Origin of the sequence: Catenuloplanes atrovinosus (genome assembly GCF_031458235.1) — a bacterium.
Lineage (GTDB): Bacteria > Actinomycetota > Actinomycetes > Mycobacteriales > Micromonosporaceae > Catenuloplanes > Catenuloplanes atrovinosus.
In genome coordinates this window covers 7,033,918-7,054,774 of the sequence record NZ_JAVDYB010000001.1, presented here as the reverse complement: position 1 = coordinate 7,054,774, position 20,857 = coordinate 7,033,918, and the positions used below count along the sequence as shown (strand labels likewise).

Genomic DNA, 20,857 nt, shown 5'->3' with positions numbered 1-20,857 from the left:
GAATTCTCCGCCCTACGGTGTGGGATCACCCTGGAGCGGGAAGCTGGCGATGCCGCGCCACAGCAGGGCGGTCAGCAGCGACTCCGCCTCCTGCTTCGGGATCTGCCGGCCGTTCGCCAGCCAGAACTGCGCGGCCGTCTCCGCGGCCCCGACCAGGCCGGACGCCAGCAGTTCCGCGTGCGCCCGGTTGACGCCGGTGTCCGAGATGATGGTGTCGGTCAGCGCCGCGATGCAGCCCTTCTCGACCCGCTCCACCCGCTCCCGCACGGCCGGCTCGTTCCGCAGGTCGGACGCGAAGACCAGGCGGAACGCCTCACTCTCGTGGTCGACGAAGTCGAAGTACGCGGTGACGGCGCCCCGGACGCGCTCCTTGTTGTCCGGCGTCGCGCGCATCGCGGCCTGGACCTTGGCGACGATCGCCTCGCAGTGCGTGTCCAGCAGCGCCAGGTAGAGCTCGAGCTTGCCCGGGAAGTGCTGGTAGAGCACCGGCTTGGAGACGCCGGCCCGCTCCGCGATGTCGTCCATCGCGGCCGCGTGGTAACCCTGCGCGACGAAGACCTCCTGCGCGGCGGCGAGCAACTGCTTGCGGCGCGCGGAGCGCGGCAGACGCGTGGGCCGTCCCGCCGTTTGTGCGCCCCCCGACGCTGCGGTCATTGATCTACCTCCTTGCTGCGAGCGGAGTGTGCGCCGCTCCCGCCACGGGCTTCAGTATCCGGCGCGACGTGGTTTCCACCACTCACCCGCCCGGTTGCCGAATTAGCCCGACGTAGCAACTTATCGCTGCTGTCAGCACACGGTAGCCTCAGCGGGGGCGACGGAGGAGCGCACGGTGGACGAATCGAGGGAAGCGGACGACGCCACGCCGGGTGAAAACCATAACGGTGCGGCTCCGCGTGACGACCGGACCCGGCCGAACGGCTGGGCGCCGGTCGATTCCGCATGGTCGAACGCGGGTCCCTCGCTCGAGCCGGAGCCGATGCCCCCGGCGTGGCGCCAGGCGAGTGACCGGGACGCGGCGTGGATCGATCCGCAGGCCCGGTACGCGGACCTGATGGCGCAGCTGTCTCCGTCCCCACCGGCCACCCCCGGCCGGGCCCAGCGTCGGCCGGTCAACGGCCATGATCACGAGGAGCACCCGGTAGAGCCGCAACCCCCGCTGCCGGCCGCTCAGGTGCCGGCCAGCGCGCCCCCGTACCCGTACGAAGGTGACCTGGAGGACGCCGGTCTCCTGCCGCGCCCCGCGTACCAGGGCGAGCAGACCGAGTCCGAGATCACACCGCGTGACTCGTGGCACCCGCCCGGCGAGGCCGGCTGGGGTCACGGCGACTCCGACCCGGATGCCGCGGCGCGCCGCTACGGCGGCCCGCGCCCGATCGGTGGCCAGCGCTCCGGCACCACGCCGCGCCAGGTCAGCGGGCCGCGTTCGGTCGAGCCGCTGCGCCCGGTCAACCCGCGGCAGCCCGAGCCGGTGCGTGCGGACGAGCCGCGCTTCGGCCGTCGCGGCGACAGCCCCACCGGTGGGCTGCGCGCGATCGACGGCGGCCTCGCCCGCGAGGGGCGCGCCGAGCCGTCCCGGGCCGAGCTGACGGACACCGAGGTCAACGGGGTACGACTGAGCGACTCACCGGAGGGCCTGCCGACCCGCCAGGGGCGCGAGCCGCGCGACCGCGGTGAGGCCGGCGGCCGCCTGCTGGAGGGGATGCGCCGGCGCTCGCCGGAGTTCGGCCGCGGCTTCGGCCGGGACCGCGCGGAGTCGCCCGCCGACGCGCCCGCGACCGCGTCGGCCCCCACGGCCGCCCCGGACGAGGCGCCGGAGGACGCGCAGCACCGGGACCGGCCGGCCTACGCGCCGCGCCGGTCCAGCGAGGCCCGTGCGGCCGAGACCGACGACGAACTGCCGCCGCGCCGGTCGTCCCGCGCGGCCGAGGAGAGCCCGGAGCTTCGGGAGGCCGCGCCGCGCACGGCCGGCCGCCGCGAGTTCCGCCCGCTGGACCTGGACAGCCGCCGCGAGGGCGCGCCGGAGGAGGGCCGCCGTCGCGCGGTGCCGGACCCTGCGGACGAGCCGACCTTCCGTCAGCCCTCCTATCCGGAGGGCTACCCGGCGTACCCGCCGCCTCCCGGCCTGCTGCCGGCCGGCCGCGACGAGTTCGACGACTTCGGCCGCGCGCCGGAGGCACTGCCCAAGCGGGTGCCGTCGGACGACGTGCCGCTGATACCCGCGGCGCCGGTCGCCGGTCCGCCGGCCGCCGACGCGCCCGACCTGGCCCGGATCGCGGACAGCCTGCGCCGCGAGGACTCCACGCCGGAGCGGGACCGCCCGGACGGGTTCGACGTGGACGCGATCCAGCTCGCGGTGCGCGAGGTCGCCGGCGTGCGGCACGCGACCGTGCACGTCACCGAGAGCGGCGCGCACAAGCTCCGGCTGGACCTGACCGACGGCGCCGACCCGGCCGAGGTCTCCCGGATGGTCGCCCGGCTGCTCCAGGAGCGCATGGGCCTGGCCGCGTCCTCGCAGGAGGGCCTGCCGATCGGCGGGGCGGCGGTCCCGGCCTCGGTCACGCCGATCCGCCCGCCCGCGGAGGCACCGGCCGAGCCGTCGGCCCGCCCGCAGACCCGCAGCGGCGTCAGCTACCTGCCGCGTCCCACCGCCGCACCGAAGCCGGAGCCGGCCGCGGCCTCCGCGCACGTGCCGATCCAGCCCGGCGTGCGGCCCGGCCAGAGCGCGCCGAGCGTTCCCGCGCAGCCGGCCCCGGCCGACGAGCCCGCGCGGCGCCGCCGGGCGGCCGCGCCCGCGGAGACCCCGGTCGAGCCGGTCGCCGTCGACGAGGGCGAGCAGGTGGTGGCCGGCTATCTGCCCGGCCAGCCCACCACGGCCGTGGTGGGCCCGCCCGCGCTCGACCCGGGCGGCCGTCCCGGCCCGCGCGTGCTGATAGAGCACGTGCAGACCCGGACGGTCGGGCTGGACGTGACCGTGGAGGTGGAGCTGGCGGTCGGCGAGCAGGTTGCCACCGGCGTCGCCACCGGACCGGCCGTGGACGGCTACGTGCTGCGCCTCTGCTCGGTCGCGGCCGCCTCCGCCGTGGACGAGCTGCTGCGCTCCGACGAGAAGGGCGAGGAGCCGGGCCGCTGTTACGTCGAGCACGCGGCCGTGGTCCCATTCGGCACCACCGAGGTCGCGCTGGTGGTCCTGCTGCTGGCCTGCGACGGCTGGGTGGAGCAGCTCAGCGGCTCGGCCGTGGTCAGCGGCGACCGGCGGCAGGCCGTCGTGCGCGCCACGCTCGCCGCGGTGAACCGGCGACTCGAGGGTCTGCTGCCTTCTTGATCATCTGCCCGCATGCCGAGCAGGCGTGCGGGCAGACTTGATCCCATGAAGCCCGCGTTACTGGCGGATGAATCCGCGCTGTCCCGATCGGAACCTCCACCGCCCTGGCCCACCCGGCGGATCTCGCTGGGCGGGCGCTCGGTGCAGGTCAGGGAGACTCCCGGGACGTCCGGCCACGCCGAGCCGGCGATCTACGTGCACGGCCTCGGCGGCTCGGCCCAGAACTGGACCGATCTGGCCGGTCTGCTCTCCGCCCGCCTGGACGGGTTCGCGCTCGACCTGCCCGGCTTCGGCTACAGCGACCCGGTGCCGCGCTACTCGATCGCCGCGCTGGCGAAGCTGCTGGTCCGGCTGATCGAGGAGACCGGCCGTGGCCCGGTGCACCTGGTCGGGAACTCGCTGGGCGGCGTCATCTCGGTGCGCGCCGCCGCGGTCCGGCCCGACCTGATCCGCACGCTCACACTGATCACGCCCGCGATGCCGTTCCTCGACCTGCGCCGCACGCTGCAGGCCGCGGTGGTGCCGTTCCTGGCGCTGCCGAGGGCGGACCGGCTGGCCGCGCGCCGTTTCGCCCGGCTGCGGCCCACGCTCACCCGCCAGGTGCTCAACGCCTGCTACGCCGACCCGGCCCGGATGTCGGAGCAGCGGTGGCGCGAGGCGCTGGAGGAGCTGGAGATGCGGTTCACGGAGCACTACGCCAGCGCGTACGTGGGGACGATGCGCGCGCTGGTCGGCAGCTTCCTCCGGGCGTACCTGCCGGGCGCGAACTCGCTCTGGCGGCTCGCGTCCGCCGTCACCGCGCCCACGCTGGTGATCGGCGGCGACCGGGACCGGCTGGTGGATACGCGCGTGCCCGCGCAGGTGGCGCGCGTGATCCCGGACAGCCGGCTGATGATGCTGGAGGGCGTCGGGCACGTACCGATGATGGAGATGCCGGAGGCCGTGGCCCGGGCGATTCTCGGGCTGATGGACGAGGTCGCCACACCTTCTCGGGCGGGTTAGGCCATTTTCGGCGGTTTTAGGTGGCAATCTTGAAGGGCAATGGCTACTCCCGGTAACCGATCCTTCTCCCTGGGAGCCGCCGACGGCCGTACCCCCGCGGAACGCGCGGCCGCCGCGGCCGCGATCCGGCGCGTCCGCCTCGACCCCGAGGAGCGTCGCCGCCAGCGGCGGGACAACTTCGGGCTGCCCACGGCGCCGATGTCCCGCGCGCTGGCGGCGACCCGGGCCGAGGGCCGGTCCGGACGGCTGCGCCAGGACGCCGGCTCGGTGCGCATCCCCGGGCCGGCCCGGCGGCCCACGCCCCGGTCGGCGACGCGGGACACCGGCCCCATCCGGGTGCGGCGCAAGCGCCGGCGTACCGGCGTGATCGCACTGCTGCTGGCCGCGACCGCACTGGTCGGCGTGGATCTCGCGCGAGGACCCGACTACCGGCCGGTCAGCGCGCCCGGCGGCACGGCGGCGCCGGCGCTCCCGGCCGAGCCGCCCACCCGGTCGGCCGAGGGAGCGCGCCGCGCGGGACCGGTGCCGTCCGGTCCGGCCGTCAAGACCCCCGTGATTAAGACGCCGATCGTCCGGACGCCGTCCGCCACCGCCGCGCCGCCCGGTGGGGAGACCGTCATACCGGAGAAGACCAGCGCGTTCGCGCAGCAGGGGAGCGGCCGGTTCACGTACGCCCCGGGTCCCGGCCCGATGCTGGGCCGGGCCGGCGTGCTGCGCCGGTTCCACGTGGTGGCCGAGGGCGGCGCCGGCGTCACGGCCGCGGCGTTCGCGGCCGAGGTGGACCGCATCCTGGGCGACCCGCGCAGCTGGATCGCGCCCGGGCAGTTCCGGTTGCAGCGGGTGGCGCAGGGGCAGGGCGCCGAGTTCACGATCCACCTCGCCACGCCGAAGACCACGGAACGCATGTGCGCGACGGGCGGGCTGGTCACGTCCGGATACACGTCCTGCCGACTGACCGGCAAGGTCATCATCAATGTGGCGCGGTGGCAGACCGCGATCCCGGACTACGGTGCGCCGCTGGCGGACTATCGGGCGTACGCGGTCAACCACGAGGTCGGCCACCAGTTCGGGCACGGGCACGAGGCCTGCCCGGGGCCGGGGTCGCCCGCGCCGGTGATGCAGCAGCAGACCTACGGCCTGCGCGGATGCCTGGCGAACGCGTGGCCCTATCTGGCCGGCCGGCGTTACGCGGGCAAACCCACGAGGTGAACTATTCCCTTGTCCCGCAGTACGGGCGCGTGTCCCTTCTCATGGCGTCCGTCGCGGCGCCCGAGCAACAATGGCCTCCGTATACCCAATCGATTCGGGGAGTCATATCGTGGCCCTACCCCCGCTCGTCGAACCCGCCGCCGAGCTCACCGTGGACGAGATCCGTCGCTATTCCCGCCACCTCATCATCCCGGACGTCGGGGTCGAGGGGCAGAAGCGGCTCAAGAACGCCAAGGTGCTCTGTGTGGGCGCCGGCGGCCTGGGCTCCCCGGCGCTGATGTACCTGGCGGCGGCCGGCGTCGGCACGCTGGGCATCGTCGACTTCGACACGGTGGACGAGTCCAATCTGCAGCGTCAGATCATCCACGGGCAGTCCGACATCGGTAAGCCGAAGGCGGAGTCCGCGGCCGCGTCCGTGCGCGAGATCAACCCGTACGTGAACGTCCAGATCCACAACACGTCGCTGGACAACGACAACGTGTTCGAGATCTTCGGGCAGTACGACCTGATCGTCGACGGCACCGACAACTTCGCCACCCGCTACCTGGTCAACGACGCGTGCGTGCTGCTCGGCAAGCCGTACGTGTGGGGTTCGATCTACCGCTTCGACGGCCAGGTCAGCGTGTTCTGGGACCAGTACGGCCCGAACTACCGGGACCTCTACCCGGAGCCCCCGCCGCCCGGCATGGTGCCGTCCTGCGCCGAGGGTGGCGTGCTCGGCGTGCTGTGCGCGTCGATCGGCGCGGTCCAGGTCACCGAGGCGATCAAGCTCATCACCGGCATCGGTGAGCCGCTGCTCGGCCGCCTGATGGTCTACGACGCGCTGGACATGTCGTACCGCACGATCAAGATCCGGAAGGACCCGAACGCGGAGCCGATCACCGGTCTGATCGACTACGACGACTTCTGCGGCGCCGTCTCCGAGGAGGCGCAGGAGGCCACGCTCGGCTCCACGATCACCGTGCACGAGCTGAAGGAATGGCAGGACGCCGGCAAGGACATCTTCCTGGTCGACGTGCGCGAGCCCGCGGAGTACGAGATCGTCCGCATCCCCGGCTCCACGCTCATCCCCAAGGGCGACATCCTGAACGGCGAGGCGCTCGCCACGCTGCCGCAGGACAAGCAGATCGTGCTGCACTGCAAGTCCGGCGTGCGCTCGGCCGAGGCGCTGGCCGCGGTCAAGGCCGCCGGCTTCAAGGACGCGGTCCACGTCCAGGGCGGCGTGGTCTCCTGGGTCAAGAACATCGACCCGTCGCTCCCGGAATACTAGGCCTTATCGTGAAATGCCCGCTTCCACCCGGAGGCGGGCATTTTGCTGTTCTTTCGACGAGATCCCCCTCACGGATAGTGGACCAAGGCTGACTCGACGACGGCGGATCACCCACTCCGGCGGTAGCCTTGCGCGGTGGTCGACATGGATGCCGCGATAGGTTTCGTGGTTGCCCGCGGCGATCAGGTGGATCGAGCCCGGCTCTCCTACCTGCGCACCGGTGCACCCGCGCCCGACGACGCGATCGCCCGCACCGAGATGGGCCAGGCCCCCGACGGCGGCTGGCCCGCCCAGTGGGGCGGCGAGATCGCCTCGATCGACGCCACCTGCTTCCGCCTCGCCGAGCTCGACGACCTCGGCGCGCTCGGCCGCCCCGCCGGCCGCAAGGCGCTCGACTGGCTCGCCGGCCGCCAGCGCCCGGACGGCACCTGGGAGGAGGACGCGTCCTACGCGCGCGACGCGCCACCCTGGGCCCGCCCCGGCGACCCGGAGGCCCGCCTGCACCTGACCGCGCTGGCCGCGTACTGGCTGATCATCGGCGGCGGCCGGGCCTCCGCCGAGAGCGGCCACTTCGACCCGCGGCTCGGCGGCGCCTACGCCGGCGTCGCCCGCTCCGCCGCCCGGGCCATCGCCGCCTCCCTCCGCCCGGACGGCAGCTGGCCGTCCTTCCTGATCACCGGCGCCCTCGGCGCCGCCGTCCTCTACCGCCAGGACATGTTCTACGAGGCCGCCCGCATGCAGCTCATCCTCGCCGACCGCCTCCCCAAGCTCAGCCCCGGCGACACCGCCTACCTCGCCGCCACCCTCCGCCGCGCCGGCGTCCCCGACGACGACCCCCTCCCTCGCGCCACCCGCCAACGCCTCGGCGAAACCCAACGCACCGACGGCGGCTGGCCCAGCGACGACGGCGACGCCTTCGACGTCCACACCACCCTCCTCGCCATCCGCGCCACCCGCCCCTGACCTGCCGTTCTCCGCTCACCCCCACGCCATTCCGAACAAATCCGATATTCCCGCTTCCGGCGTGGTGCGATCCGCACGCTCCCGCGGGCAAACCTCGCGGCGGCTCCGCCGCCGCTCCACCGCCGCATCGGAGCCGGTCCCGCCTCTGGTCACCCCACCCCCGCACCTCCCAGCCGGGCCGCTCCGACGGGCGCACGCACGTCCCGCACCAGCGCGGCGATCACCGCGCCCGGCTGCCCGGCTGATCCGCTCGCGGCCCGGCGCGGCGGTGCATGCCCCCTGCCCGCCGCCTGGTTGATCCACTCGCGGCCCGGCGCGGCCTCGCTCCGACTGCCTTTGCTCTGCTTACCTGGTGCAGACCGCCGACCCGGGGTGGCGGTTCGTCCGGTAAGAACGGCGCTGGTCCAGATGAGCATGGCGAGACTCGGTAGGTAAGCAGTGCAAAGTCGAATTCGGTGCCCGCGGTGGTGCGCCGGATCAACAACCCGCTGCTGCGCGCCGGGTAGATCACCACGGCGGAGGGGAAGAGCGCCGACTTGCGCGGTGGGCGGGGCCGGGCTCGGCGGGTAAGCAGAGCAAAGCCGGCCCGGTGGGCGGGGCCGGGCTCGGCGGGTAAGCAGAGCAAAGCCGGCCCGGTGGGCGGGGCCGGGCTCGGCGGGTAAGCAGAGCGAAGCCAGCCGCGTAAGCAGTGCGAATCCGGCAGGTAAGCAGAGCAGAGTCAGCCGGGCGAGCAGGGCGAGGTGCGGCGGGTGAGCAGAGCGGAGCGGTGGCGGAACATGGTTTGGAGCGGTCAGAGGAGGGCTACCGCACCGCCGCGGCGGGGGTCGGCGGCGGCGCCGGGGCGGCCGATGGCGGAGGCGCCGCCGAAGTAGTGGCTGAGGTGGTCCCAGCGGGTGACCGGGAAGCCGGCGGCGGTGAGGGCGTCCAGTTCGTCGTCGGGGACGCCGGCCTCGGCGTGGACCTCGTGGCCGACCACGTGGAAGCGGGGGCGGGCGATGGCGGCGGTCATGTCGAGGTCGTCGATGAGCGTGGCGATCAGCGTGTGGATCAGTGCGGTACGGATGCGGGACGCGCCGGCGGAACCGGCGGCGAGGACCAGCTCGCCGGTGCCGTCGAGGACGATCAGCGGGCACATCATCGAGGACATGCGGGCGCCGGGTGCCAGGTCGGCGGTGATCAGTTCGGCCTCGCCGAGCATGGAGTTGAGGTGGACGCCGAGGCCGGGCAGCCAGACGCCGGCGCCTAGGCCGAGCGTGGTGGTGATGACGCAGGCGTTGCCGTGCGCGTCGACCGCGGCCACGTTGGTGGTGTCGCCGAGCCGCTGCGGGTGCGGGTCGGCGAGCGCGCGGGCCACGGCGACGGCGCGGGACGGCCGGGGCAGGTCGGCGAGGTCGGCGGGGAGCGTGCCGATCGTGGCGATCAGCGCGTTCAGGTCGTGGCGGGCGAGCACGTGGCGGCGGGCCAGGCGCGCTTCGCGGAGCGGGAGTTCGTTCACCCGGTACGCGGCGAGGTCGGCGGGACCGAGCGCGCCGCCGTTGGCGCGGACCGCGTCGACCATCAGCTTGGCCAGCCGTCCGGTGTAGAAGATGGACGGGCCATCCTCGGCCAGTTCGGTCATCGCGGTCTCCAGGCCGGGGTGGTAGAGCCGCTCGCCCGCGGTCAGGTACCGGCCTCGGGGGCGGTAGACGGCCTCGCCGTCGCCGACGGACAGCGCGGGGCCGCAGCCGATCAGTGTCTGCGCGTGTTGCGCGGGCAGCACCACGCCGGTGCGCGCCAGGAGCGTCGCCGGTTCGACCACGCGGGCCCACGGCAGTGCGCCCCAGCGGCGGTGCACCTCGCCGCACCCGGCCGGGACGCCGGGCACGGCCACGCTGGCACCGCCGATCGAGTACGTGACCGGCACCGCGCCGAACGCGACATCGGTCGGCACCATGTCGCCGGCCGTCACGTCGCCGTCCAGGCCGGGCACCGCGCAGAAGAAGTCGAGGCAGGTCACGGCGCGGGTGGCGGCGTCGAACCAGATCGCGAAGCCACCGCCGCCCAGCCCGGTGAAGATGCTCTCGGTCGCGGCGCTGGCCAGCACGGCCGCGACCGCGGCGTCCGCGGCGGTGCCGCCGGCGGCGAGCGCGCGCAGGCCGGCCTCGGCGGTGGCGGGGTGGCCGGCGGCGACCGCGGGCGGCACGGGCTGTCGGTGGCTTCGGGTAGTCGTCACCGGCGGCAGCGTAAACCGCCCCGTGCGTGATCGGGTGACGATCGCTGATATCCGCCCGCACGAGTCGTTCGAGGGATGATCGCTGACGGTCCGGCGTTGCTGGTGATGGGGCTCCGCTGGGCGGTTCACGCCGGCGGATTCCACGCGTACCGCGACATCGGGACCCGTTCGCCGGTGAACACCAGCCCCTCGGCGGCCAGCAGCTCACGCGCGCGGCCCTCGTGGTGCGGCGGGAGCCGGCCGGCGCTGTTCACCACGCGGTACCAGGGCACCGCGCCGCCGTGCCGCGCCATGATCGTGCCGACCAGGCGGGCGGAGGCGCGGCCGGACCGGTCGTAGAGCGCGTCCGCGATCGCGCCGTATGACATCACCCGGCCCGGCGGGATGCTCTCGACCAGCGTGAGCACGGCCTCGACGTACTCCTCCGGGGTCATGTCGCACCACGATATGGGATCTGCGGAAGGCCGGGCGGACGAGGGCGCGCAGAATGGGCGGGTGCGTGAAGCGGTAACCGGAGCGAAGCGGATCGTGGTCAAGGTGGGGTCGTCCTCGCTCACCACGGCCGCCGGCGGGATCGACGGGGAGCGGGTGTCGTCGCTGGTCGACGCGCTGGCGAAGCTGGTCGACGACGGCCGGGAGGTGGTGCTCGTCTCGTCCGGTGCGATCGCGGCCGGGCTGGCGCCGCTCGGCCTGCGCCGCCGCCCGCGCGACCTGGCCGCGCAGCAGGCGGCCGCGAGCGTGGGCCAGGGGCTGCTGATCGGGCACTATGCGGCGAGCTTCGCCCGGTTCGGCCGCACGGTCGGGCAGGTGCTGCTCACCGCGGACGACGTGACCCGCCGCGCGCACTACCGCAACGCGTACCGCACGCTGCGCAAACTGCTCGATCTGAGGGCTGTGCCGATCGTGAACGAGAACGACACGGTCGCCACGGACGAGATCCGGTTCGGCGACAACGACCGGCTGGCCGCGCTGGTCGCCGCGCTGGTCGAGGCGGACCTGCTGGTGCTGCTCTCCGACGTGGACGCGCTCTACACCGGCGATCCGGCCAAGCCGGACTCGCGCCGGATCGACGAGGTGCGCGGCGGCGACGACCTGGCCGGCGTCGCGATCGGGAAGACCGGAAGGGCCGGCGTGGGTACGGGCGGGATGGTCACCAAGGTGGAGGCCGCGCGGATCGCGACCGGCGCCGGCATCCCGGTGGTGCTCACCGCCGCACCGCTGGCCGGCGCCGCGCTGGCCGGCGAGCCGATCGGCACGTTCTTCCACCGCGAGCCGCGCAAGCCCGCGGCCCGGCTGTTCTGGCTGGCGCACGCGACCGCGCCGCGCGGCCGGCTGCACCTGGACCCGGGCGCGGTGCAGGCGATCGTGGTGCGCCGCAAGTCGCTGCTCCCGGCCGGGATCACGGCCGTGGACGGCTCGTTCCTGGCCGGCGAGCCGGTCGACCTGGTCGACGCCGGCTCCGGCGTGCCGGTGGCGCGCGGGCTGGTCAACTATGACGCGGTGGAGCTGCCGGTGCTGCTCGGCCGGTCCACCAAGGATCTCGACCCCGACTACCGACGCGAGATCGTCCACCGCGACGACCTCGTCCTCCTCTGAAAGGTTTCCCAAAAGATGTCGAGCGTGATCGAGCAGGCGGGACGGGCGCGCACGGCCGCCGCCGCGCTGGCCACCGCGTCCCGCACAATCAAGGACGCGGCGCTGGCCGCGATGGCGGACGCGCTGGTGGCGCGCACCGCCGAGATCGTCGAGGCGAACGCGAAGGACGTCGAGGCGGGCCGCGCGGCCGGGCTCTCCGACGCGATCATCGACCGCCTGTCGCTGGACGCGGCGCGGATCGCGGGCATGGCGGACGGGCTGCGGCACATGGCCGGCCTGCCCGACCCGGTCGGCGAGGTGGTGCGCGGCTCCACCCTGGCGAACGGGCTGGAGCTGCGGCAGATCCGGGTGCCGTTCGGCGTGGTCGGCATCATCTACGAGGGCCGGCCGAACGTGACCGCGGACGCGGCCGGCATCTGCCTGAAGTCCGGCAACGCGGCGCTGCTGCGCGGCTCCGGCTCGGCGGCCCACTCGAACGCCGCGATCGTGGCGGTGCTGCGTGACGCGGTCGAGGCGCAGGGTCTGCCGGCCGACGCGGTGCAGCTGCTCGACTCCGCCACCCGCGACTCGGTGAAGGAGTTGATGCGGGCGCGCGGCCTGGTCGACGTGCTGATCCCGCGCGGCGGCGCCTCGCTGATCAAGACGGTGGTGGAGGAGTCCACGGTCCCGGTGATCGAGACCGGCGTCGGCAACTGCCACGTGTACGTGGACAGGCACGCGGACCTGGAGAAGGCGCTGGCGATCACGCTCAACTCGAAGACGCAGCGGCTGTCCACCTGTAACACGGCCGAGTCGCTGCTGGTGCACGCGGACGTGGCCGACCTCTTCCTGCCGGCCGTGCTGGACGCGTTCGCGGAGGCCGGCGTGACCGTGCACGGCGACGCGCACACCGCGTCGTACGATCCGCGCGTGGTGGCCGCGACCGAGGAGGACTACGCCACCGAGTACCTCTCCGCCGACATCTCCGTGGCCGTGGTCGAGTCGCTGGACGCGGCGATCGCGCACATCGGGCGTTACTCGACCGGGCACACCGAGGCGATCGTGACCGACTCCGTGGTGGCGTCCCGGGAGTTCGTGGCGCGGGTGGACGCCGCCGCGATCATGGTGAACGCGTCGACCCGGTTCACCGACGGCGGCGAGTTCGGCTTCGGCGCGGAGATCGGCATCTCCACCCAGAAGCTGCACGCCCGCGGCCCGATGGGCCTGCCGGAGCTGACCTCGACGAAGTACGTCGTCACCGGGGACGCGCACCTGCGAGGCTGATCGCATGGGTGCGCCCCGGCCGCGGAGGGCCCGGCCGAGCTGCGCGAGGCGGACCTGCCGATCCACGGCGGCCGGCTGTTTCCCGCGGCCACCGGTGGCGGCGTGCCCGGCGCGACCGTGAACGCGGTGCTGAACGTGGCCGCCGCGCCTGCGGGAACGCTTTCTGGCGGAATTCCTGAGCCTGTTGCCGCGCCCTACCGTACCGCCGAAGAATTGATCTTGGTTTTGTGAGGTGTATTGCGGTTCCGGCCGGGAACCCTGCCCTGGGCAGGCACTTCGCGGGTCGCCCGGATGGGAACGCGGGTCACGGAAAATTGCGGGGACAAGGGCTGGCGCGACAAGGGCGGCTTATGGTTAGGCTAGCCTTAGTTCTATTCTTCGATTGGGGAGGCCCCGCATGCCTGAGCCCCGGCGCACGCCGCAGGCGCGGACCGCGACCGTGACCCGCACGGAGCGGATCACGCCGCACATGATCCGCGTCTGGCTGACCGGCGACGAGCTGGCCGGCTTCGGTGCCGGTGAGTTCTCCGACCACTACGTCAAGCTCTGTTTCCCGCAGGACGGAGTGGAGTACCCGAGCCCGCTCGACATGGCCGTGGTCCGCCGTGACATGCCGCGCGCGCTGTGGCCCCGCGTGCGGACGTACACGGTGCGTTCCTGGGACCCGCGGACGCTGGAGCTGGCGATCGACTTCGTGCACCACGGCGACGAGGGCATCGCCGGCCCGTGGGCCGACCGCGCGCGCCCCGGCGACACGCTCACCATGCTCGGCCCGGGCGGCGCCTACCTGCCCGACCCGGCCGCCGGCTGGCACCTGCTGATCGGTGACGAGAGCGCGCTGCCGGCCATCGGCGCGTCGCTGGAGCGGCTGCCGCTGGGCGCGCAGGCCCGGGTGTTCATCGAGGTCAGCGGCCCCGAGGAGGAGCAGAAGCTGGCCACGGACGGGCTCGCCGAGATCGTCTGGGTGCACCGCGGCGGCGCCGTGGTCGGCGAGAGGCTGGTGGAGACCGTGCGCGCGGCCGTCCCGGCGTTCCCGGCCGGCGACCTGCAGGCGTTCGTGCACGGCGAGGCGAACTTCGTGAAGGAGTTCCGCCGGCTGCTCAAGCTGGAGCTGGGCGTGCCCATGGAGCGGCTGTCCATCTCCGGTTACTGGCGCCGCGGCGCGGACGAGGACGGCTGGCAGTCGTCCAAGGCGGAGTGGAACCGGCGCGTCGAGGAGGAGGAAGCCGCGCTCGTCGCACGCTAAGGTGCCAGAGTGGCCGGTCTTCCGCAGGTCCTCGGCGAGCCCATCAAGTTCGTGCTGAACTGGGGGCGGCGCTATTCACTCTGGGTGTTCAACTTCGGGCTGGCCTGCTGCGCGATCGAGTTCATCGCGGCCAGCATGGGCCGGCACGACTTCATGCGCCTCGGCGTCATCCCGTTCGCGCACAGCCCCCGCCAGGCCGACCTGATGGTGGTCTCCGGGACCGTGACGGACAAGATGGCGCCGGCCATCAAGCGGCTCTACGACCAGATGCCCGAGCCGAAGTACGTCATCTCGTTCGGCTCGTGCGCCAACTGCGGCGGCCCGTACTGGGACTCGTACTCCGTCACCAAGGGCGTCGACCAGCTCATCCCGGTCGACGTGTACGTCCCCGGCTGCCCGCCGCGGCCCGAGGCGCTGCTGCACGGCATCCTCCGCCTCCAGGAGCGGATCGCGGCCGAGGAGTCCGGCCTCGGCGGGGTCTCCCGCCCCGACCCCCGCGCGCTCACCGCCCCGATCGTGCCGCCGCCGCGCCCGTAACGAGCATTACAGCTTGTAGTTGGCGCTGCCGGGTTAGCCTCGCGACCATGGGAAATGAGCAGCGTGCCGCGCATATCGTCGACGTTCTCATGCGCGAGTTCGGCGAGCTGATCGCGATCGACCCGGCCGCGTTCCGGCGGAAGTTCCGGAAGATGGCGGCGTCGCCGTTCGCGTTCTACCGGGGCAGTGCGGCGCTGTTCTACGCGGATCTGACCGGCGACTTCGCGGACGACCGGTTCCTGAACGCGCGCACCAGCCGGGTGTGGATCCACGGGGACCTGCACGCGGAGAACTTCGGGACGTACATGAACAGCTCCGGCGAGCTGGTGTTCAACGTCAACGACTTCGACGAGGCGTACGTGGGGCCGTTCTCCTGGGACCTCAAGCGCTTCGCCGCCAGCATCGCGCTCCTCGGGTACGCCAAGGCGCTCTCCGACGACGTGATCGGCGACCTGGTCACCACGTTCGCCCGGTCCTACCTGACCGAGCTGCGCGCGATCGCGCGCGGCGGCGACGACGCGATCGGCTCGATCACGCTGGCGAACGCGGACGGTGTGCTGCTCAAGGTGCTCCAGCAGGCCCGGCTCAACACGCGCGTGGACCTGCTCGCGGCGCAGACCACGATCGACGACTACGAGCGGCGGTTCACGCTCGCCGACGGCGTCTACCGGATCGACGACGAGGTCCGGGCCATCGTGACCGACGCGTTCACCCGCTACCTGGGCACGCTGCCGGCCGCGACCGCGGGGCACCGGCCGGTCGAGGCGCACATCAAGGACATCGTGCTGCGCAAGGGTGTGGGCATCGGGTCGGCCGGGCTGCCGTCGTACAACATCCTGCTGGAGGGGCACACGCAGGCGCTCGAGAACGACGTGGTCATCTACATGAAGCAGGCGCAGGTCCCGGCCGTGGCGCGGCACATCGACGACGGCGCCGTGCACGGCTACTTCAAGCACCAGGGCCACCGTACGTCCGAGTCGCAGCGGGCCCTCCAGGCGCACGCGGACCCGTGGCTCGGCTACACCGAGATCGACGGCGTCGGCCAGCTCGTCGCGGAGGTCTCCCCGTACGCGGCGGACCTGGACTGGTCGGACGTGAACGAGCACGACGAGCTGACCGGCGTGGTCGCCGACCTGGGCCGCGCGGTGGCCCGCATGCACTCGGTCGCGGACGACGAGTCCGCGCACGACCTGGTCGACTTCTCCACCGAGGAGGCGATCGTGGCCGAGGTCGACCGCGACGAGCCCGGCTTCATCCGGCATCTGGTCGAGTTCGCCCACGGCTACGGCGACCGGGCGCGCGCCGACCACCAGCAGTTCGTGGACCTGTTCCGGAACGGGAAGCTGCCCGGCCTCTGACCGGTCAGAACTCCAGCGCGATCTTGACCTCGCCCTTGTGGTCGGCGTAGGCGTCCTCGTACGAGGAGAGCGGCACCCGCTTGGTGATCAGGGCGGTGAGCCAGTCGCGGTCGGCGCGGGCGAGCGCGTCGGCCGCCGCCTCCCAGTGCCGGCGGTTCGCGTTCACGGTGCCGAAGACGACGTTGTTCTCCAGGACCAGCTCGCGGTTGAGCGCGCCCGCGTCCACCTGGTTGCGCCGCCCGGGGCCGGAGACGCCGGTCAGGCAGGCCATGCCGTTCGGGCCGACCTTGCCCATCACGTCGAGGACGATCGACGGCACGGCCGTGCACTCGATGATCACGTCGGGCGCGAAGTCGACCTCGCCGACCGGCTCCGAGTGGTACGTGGCGCCGAGCGCGCGGGCCAGCTCCGGCTTGTGCCCCTCGGTGTTGTGGTCGAGCACGTGCACGTCCAGGTCTCGCTGCGTGCCGAGCAGCGCGGCCAGCAGCCCGATCGGGCCGGCGCCGGTGACCAGCACGCTCTCCGGCCGCCAGACCGACCGGGCACCGATCCGCTCGATGTGCTCCCACGCCTTCGCCAGCACGCTGGCCGGCTCCAGCAGCACGCCGGCGAGCCCCAGCCCGGGCTCCAGCCGCACCGCGAAGTCGCGCTCCAGCCGGTAGCGCTCGCGCGCGAACCCGTGCCGGCCCTTGATCCCGTGCTCGGTGTAGCCGCCGTTGCGGCACATGTCCCACTCGCCGGCCGCGCAGTTCGGGCACGGGACCGGGTCGGGGTGCCGGACGATGCCGGCCACCAGGTCGCCGGCCGCGAACGTGCCGGTCGGGTCCTCCAGCACTCGGGCCAGCGACTCGTGGCCGATGACCAGGTCGCCGTCGCCGGGCGCCTCGCCGTACTCGCCGTCGATGATCTCCCGGTCGGTGCCGCAGACGCCGACCGCGACCGCCTCGACCAGGATCTCGCCCTCGTCCGGCGCCGGTTCCGGCAGATCGTCCACGAGCCGCAGTGAGCCGGCGGTGCCCGGCGTGATGGTGAGTCCCCGCATGTCCGTCCGTGTTCCCCGAAGCGGGGCGGTATATTCTTTGACTAAGACAAAGGAATAGTTGATTCGATCAAAGATCATCGACGGTACGGCCGGGAGCCCGCATGGATGACATCGCCACCGTTCGCGCGTTCAACCGCTTCTACACCAACCTGGTCGGCGCGCTGCAGGACGAGCACCTGCACACGCCGTACACGCTGACCGAGGCGCGAGTGCTCTACGAACTGGCCGCCGGACCCGGGCGGGACCTGCTCGACCTGCGGCGCACGCTCGACCTCGACCCCGGCTACCTGACCCGGATCATGACCCGGTTCACCGGCGACGGCCTGGTGATCCAGTCACGCTCCGAGACCGACGGCCGCCGCCGCACGGTCACGCTCACCGATCGCGGCCGGGCCGCCGCCGCCACGCTCGACGCGCGGGCCACCGAGACGATCGGCGCGATGCTCGGGAAACTCTCCGGCGCGGACCGGGCCCGGCTGCTCGGCGCGATGGGCACGATCACCGAGCTGCTCGGGCCGCCCGGCGACGCGCCCGGCCGGATCGTGGTGCTGCGCGCGCCGCACCCCGGCGACCTCGGCTGGATCGTGCAGCGGCACGGCGCGGTCTACGCGGCCGAGCACGGCTTCGACGGCACGTTCGAGGCGTGGGTGGCGCGGATCGTCGCCGACTACGCGACCGGTCACGACCCCGCGCGGGAGGCGGTCTGGATCGCGGACGTGGCGGGCGAGCCGGTCGGGTCGATCATGTGCGTGCGGGTCGACGACACCACCGCCAAGTTGCGGATTCTGCTGGTCGAGGCGGCGGCGCGCGGGCTCGGGGTGGGCGGGCGGCTGGTCGGCGAGTGCATCCGGTTCGCCCGCGAGGCCGGGTACGCGCGCATGGTGCTGGAGACGTACGGCGCGATGGAGGCGGCCCGCCGGATCTACCTGCGCGCCGGGTTCACGATGGACTCCGCCGAGCCGGTCCGGGCGCACGGCCACGACCTCGTGAAGGAATCCTGGTCGCTGACGCTCTGACACGTACCCCCGTTGTCCCTAGGATCTGTCCTATGACGCCCGAAGAGGTCGGCACCCGCCTGGTCAGCCAGCTCAGCGGCGACGACGCGGAGGCGTCGGTGTCCGCCGGCGGCGACGCGTTCGCGCGGGCCACCGTGGACGTGCCCCCGGCGCGCTGGTGGGCCGCGATCCAGGCGGCCCGGTCACCGGCCGGGCTGGGGTGCGACTTCTTCGACTGGCTCTCCGCCGTGGACGAGCTCGACGGCGGCTTCGCGGTGGTGGCGCACCTGTGGTCGACGCGCCGCCGGGACGGCGTGCTGGTCCGCACCCGGGTGCCGCGCGAGGCGCCGGAGCTGGAGTCGATCGTCGGGCTCTACCCGGGCGCGGCCTGGCACGAGCGCGAGACGTTCGAGATGTTCGGGATCGGCTTCACCGGGCACGCCGACCTGCGCCCGCTGCTGTTGCCGCCGGAGTTCGAGGGGCATCCGCTGCGCAAGGACTTCGTGCTGGCGTCCCGGGTGGCGAAGCCGTGGCCGGGAGCGAAGGAGCCGGGCGAGGCCGCGGCCGGCACCGGCAAGCGCGCGCCGATGCGGCCGCCGGGCGTGCCCGATCCGAACGAGTGGGGGCCGCGGGCGGGGCAGCTTCCGCCGGCCCGCGCCGAGCGCCCGCCCCGGCCGGCGCGCGGCGCCACCGGCAGCATGCCGGTCCCGGAGCCGCCCGCCGGCGGAGACGGAGGCGGTGAGTGATGCCGCTCTGGGTGGAGCTGCTGATCCGGATCGCCGGCGTGGTGATCGCGTTCCTCACGCTGCCGCTGATCGTCGGCCAGGTCGAGCACAAGGTGATGGCGCACATGCAGGGCCGGCTCGGCCCGATGTACGCGGGCGCGTTCCACGGCTGGGCGCAACTGGTCGCGGACGGCGTCAAGTTCGTGCAGAAGGAGGACGTCACGCCGCGCCAGGCCGACGGTCCGGTCTTCAAGCTGGCCCCGATCGTCGCGCTCGTGCCGTACCTGCTGGTGCTCCTGGTCATCCCGCTCGGACCCGGCGACCTGGTCGCGCAGCCGCTGGACATCGGGCTGTTCTTCGTGCTCGCCGTGGTCGGCGTCGGCGTGGTCGCGGTGCTGATGTCCGCGTGGGCCTCCGCGAACAAGTACTCTCTGCTCGGCGGCCTGCGGGGCGCCGCGCAGCTGCTCGGCTACGAGCTACCGCTGGTGCTGGCCGCGGCCAGCGTGGCGATGGCCGCGGGGACGCTGTCGCTGCCCGGCATCGTCGAGGCGTGGCGGCCGTGGTGGCTGATCTGGCAGGCGCCCGCGCTCGCGGTCTTCTTCGTCGCCGCGCTCGCCGAGATCCGCCGCCCACCGTTCGACATGCCGATCGCCGACTCCGAGCTGGTCTTCGGCTACATGACCGAGTACACCGGGCTGCGCTTCGCGTTCTTCCTGCTCGCCGAGTACGTCGGGATCGTGGTCATCTCCGCGCTCACCACGGTCCTCTTCCTCGGCGGCTGGCGCGGCCCGTTCGCCGACGACACGCTCGGCTGGCTCTGGACGCTGATCAAGATATTCGCGGTCGCCTTCGTCATCATCTGGCTCCGCGTCTCCTACCCCCGCCTCCGCGAGGACCAGCTCCAACGCCTCTGCTGGCTCATCCTCGTCCCCACCGCCCTCGCCCAGCTCATCGTCACCGCGGCGGTCCGCCTGGCCATCTGAGCGGAAGCGATTCCCGATTCCGGCTCGCCCCGATGCGGAATGCCGTCGATCAATTGCTGACGGAACGGAGTATCGCGCCGTACCGGAATGGAAGTTTTGCGCCGTGTGCTCGCATGAGGACGGTCGAGCAGGCAGGATGAGGCCCATGGCTGTGCCTGGTGAGGGGTTGGCGAAAGGGCTCGCCGTCACCCTCAAGACGATGACCCGGCGGTCGACCACGCAGCAGTACCCGGACGTGCAGCCGGAGCTGCCGCCGAGGTCGCGCGGGGTGATCGCGCTCCTGGAGGAGAACTGCACGGTCTGCATGCTGTGCGCCCGGGAGTGCCCGGACTGGTGCATCTACATCGACTCGCACAAGGAGGAGGTCGTGGCGCCCGGCGCGGCCCGGGCCCGGCAGCGGAATGTGCTGGATCGCTTCGACATCGACTTCTCGCTCTGCATGTACTGCGGGATCTGCATCGAGGCGTGCCCGTTCGACGCGCTCTACTGGACGCCCGAGTTCGAGTACGCGGAGCACGACATCCGGGACCTGCTGCACGACAAGACGCGGCTCGGCGAGTGGATGGCGACGGTCCCACCGCCGCCCGCCCACGACCCGAACGGTGAGCCCTCCAAGGAGGAGGCGGCGGTCGCGAAGAAGGCCGGGGCGTGACCGGCGCGGACGTGCTGCTGCTCGCGCTGGGCGCGGTCGCGGTGGGCTCGGGCGCGCTCGTGGTGCTGACCGACCACCTGGTCCGGGCCGGCCTCTACCTGGTGGTCTGCCTGGGCGCGGTGGCCGGGCTCTACCTGGTGCTCGCGGCCGAGCTGGTCGCCTGGGTGCAGGTGCTGATCTACGTGGGCGCGGTCGTGGTGCTGCTGCTGTTCGCGGTGATGCTGACCCGCGCGCCGATCGGCCGCTCCGACGATCTCAACCGGCCGGCCTGGCCCGCCGCGGTGATCGGCGGTGGCGCGGGGCTCGGGCTCGCCGCGCTGCTGGCGGACGCGTACCGCTGGACGCGCGTGCCGTACCCGGAGCCGGGGACCGCGGAGCGGCTCGGCGAGGCGGTCTTCCAGACCTGGGTGCTGCCGTTCGAGGTGCTGTCGATCCTGCTGCTCGCCGCGCTGGTCGGCGCGATCGTGGTCAGCCGGGGGCAG

General features: G+C 73.1%; 18 protein-coding genes and 1 pseudogene. 15 read left to right on the top strand and 4 right to left on the bottom strand.

Translation table 11 applies throughout. The annotated features are described in order from the left end of the window. Positions 1-12: 12 nt before the first annotated feature. The gene (locus J2S41_RS31450) at positions 13-654 is read right to left on the bottom strand and encodes a TetR/AcrR family transcriptional regulator (protein WP_310373378.1); all 642 of its coding nucleotides are present in this window, start codon (positions 652-654) and stop codon (positions 13-15) included. A 322-nt stretch (positions 655-976) separates the two neighbouring features. Here J2S41_RS31450 and J2S41_RS31445 point away from each other — a divergent pair, with 322 nt between their 5' ends. The 5 genes from J2S41_RS31445 to J2S41_RS31425 all read left to right on the top strand — a co-directional run bounded on the left by J2S41_RS31445 (position 977) and on the right by J2S41_RS31425 (position 7,766). Next, positions 977-3,322, top strand: coding sequence for a hypothetical protein (locus J2S41_RS31445; protein ID WP_310373376.1), 2,346 nt, complete (start codon positions 977-979; stop codon positions 3,320-3,322). 45 nt (positions 3,323-3,367) lie between these two features. Continuing rightward, on the top strand, positions 3,368-4,324 hold the full coding sequence (locus J2S41_RS31440; RefSeq protein ID WP_310373374.1) for an alpha/beta fold hydrolase: 957 nt from the start codon (positions 3,368-3,370) through the stop codon (positions 4,322-4,324). 39 nt (positions 4,325-4,363) lie between these two features. After that, the gene (locus tag J2S41_RS31435; protein WP_310373372.1) at positions 4,364-5,533 is read left to right on the top strand and encodes a DUF3152 domain-containing protein; all 1,170 of its coding nucleotides are present in this window, start codon (positions 4,364-4,366) and stop codon (positions 5,531-5,533) included. 109 nt (positions 5,534-5,642) lie between these two features. Further along, complete coding sequence (gene moeZ / locus J2S41_RS31430) at positions 5,643-6,803, top strand: adenylyltransferase/sulfurtransferase MoeZ (protein WP_374728184.1); 1,161 nt, start codon at positions 5,643-5,645, stop codon at positions 6,801-6,803. Between the two features lie 144 nt (positions 6,804-6,947). Beyond that, positions 6,948-7,766, top strand: a complete 819-nt coding sequence (locus tag J2S41_RS31425; protein WP_310376659.1) for a prenyltransferase/squalene oxidase repeat-containing protein — start codon at positions 6,948-6,950, stop codon at positions 7,764-7,766. A 790-nt stretch (positions 7,767-8,556) separates the two neighbouring features. Here the strand turns inward: J2S41_RS31425 and J2S41_RS31420 are convergent. Together J2S41_RS31420 and J2S41_RS31415 are read right to left on the bottom strand one after the other, a co-directional pair. After that, a complete protein-coding gene (locus J2S41_RS31420) occupies positions 8,557-9,978 on the bottom strand; it encodes a gamma-glutamyltransferase (RefSeq protein ID WP_310373370.1) in 1,422 nt (473 codons plus the stop codon). Between the two features lie 125 nt (positions 9,979-10,103). Further along, positions 10,104-10,412, bottom strand: coding sequence for an MGMT family protein (locus J2S41_RS31415; RefSeq protein ID WP_310373369.1), 309 nt, complete (start codon positions 10,410-10,412; stop codon positions 10,104-10,106). Positions 10,413-10,473: 61 nt separating this feature from the next. On the opposite strand from J2S41_RS31415, the gene proB reads away from it, so the two are divergent. The 5 genes from proB (at position 10,474) to J2S41_RS31390 (ending at position 15,978) form a co-directional block, all read left to right on the top strand. Continuing rightward, complete coding sequence (gene proB / locus J2S41_RS31410) at positions 10,474-11,574, top strand: glutamate 5-kinase (protein WP_310373367.1); 1,101 nt, start codon at positions 10,474-10,476, stop codon at positions 11,572-11,574. A 15-nt stretch (positions 11,575-11,589) separates the two neighbouring features. Beyond that, on the top strand, positions 11,590-12,837 hold the full coding sequence (locus J2S41_RS31405; protein ID WP_310373364.1) for a glutamate-5-semialdehyde dehydrogenase: 1,248 nt from the start codon (positions 11,590-11,592) through the stop codon (positions 12,835-12,837). Between the two features lie 397 nt (positions 12,838-13,234). Next, positions 13,235-14,083 (top strand): siderophore-interacting protein, encoded by an 849-nt coding sequence (locus J2S41_RS31400; RefSeq protein WP_310373363.1) that lies wholly within the window; start codon positions 13,235-13,237, stop codon positions 14,081-14,083. A gap of 9 nt (positions 14,084-14,092) precedes the next feature. After that, positions 14,093-14,620, top strand: coding sequence for an NADH-quinone oxidoreductase subunit B (locus J2S41_RS31395; RefSeq protein ID WP_310373360.1), 528 nt, complete (start codon positions 14,093-14,095; stop codon positions 14,618-14,620). Between the two features lie 47 nt (positions 14,621-14,667). Then, a complete protein-coding gene (locus tag J2S41_RS31390; protein WP_310373359.1) occupies positions 14,668-15,978 on the top strand; it encodes a DUF2252 domain-containing protein in 1,311 nt (436 codons plus the stop codon). Between the two features lie 4 nt (positions 15,979-15,982). Here the strand turns inward: J2S41_RS31390 and J2S41_RS31385 are convergent, their stop codons facing one another. Further along, positions 15,983-17,020: a glucose 1-dehydrogenase gene (locus J2S41_RS31385; protein ID WP_310373357.1), complete on the bottom strand. Its 1,038-nt coding sequence runs from the start codon at positions 17,018-17,020 to the stop codon at positions 15,983-15,985. Positions 17,021-17,121: 101 nt separating this feature from the next. On the opposite strand from J2S41_RS31385, the gene J2S41_RS31380 reads away from it, so the two are divergent. The 5 genes and pseudogenes from J2S41_RS31380 to J2S41_RS31360 all read left to right on the top strand — a co-directional run. Further along, positions 17,122-18,036 (top strand): bifunctional helix-turn-helix transcriptional regulator/GNAT family N-acetyltransferase, encoded by a 915-nt coding sequence (locus J2S41_RS31380; protein ID WP_310373355.1) that lies wholly within the window; start codon positions 17,122-17,124, stop codon positions 18,034-18,036. A 32-nt stretch (positions 18,037-18,068) separates the two neighbouring features. Next, a complete protein-coding gene (locus tag J2S41_RS31375; RefSeq protein ID WP_310373353.1) occupies positions 18,069-18,761 on the top strand; it encodes an NADH-quinone oxidoreductase subunit C in 693 nt (230 codons plus the stop codon). Further along, positions 18,761-19,723: a complex I subunit 1/NuoH family protein gene (locus J2S41_RS31370; protein WP_310376657.1), complete on the top strand. Its 963-nt coding sequence runs from the start codon at positions 18,761-18,763 to the stop codon at positions 19,721-19,723. The genes J2S41_RS31375 and J2S41_RS31370 overlap by 1 nt, the downstream gene beginning before the upstream one ends. A gap of 136 nt (positions 19,724-19,859) precedes the next feature. Beyond that, positions 19,860-20,375 carry a NuoI/complex I 23 kDa subunit family protein gene (locus J2S41_RS31365; RefSeq protein ID WP_310373352.1) on the top strand — a complete coding sequence of 172 codons (516 nt, stop codon included), beginning with the start codon at positions 19,860-19,862 and terminating at the stop codon, positions 20,373-20,375. After that, positions 20,372-20,851 (top strand): annotated as a pseudogene (locus J2S41_RS31360) (NADH-quinone oxidoreductase subunit J family protein); the annotation flags it as partial. The gene J2S41_RS31365 and the pseudogene J2S41_RS31360, both read left to right, overlap by 4 nt. Between the last annotated feature and the right edge of the window lie 6 nt (positions 20,852-20,857).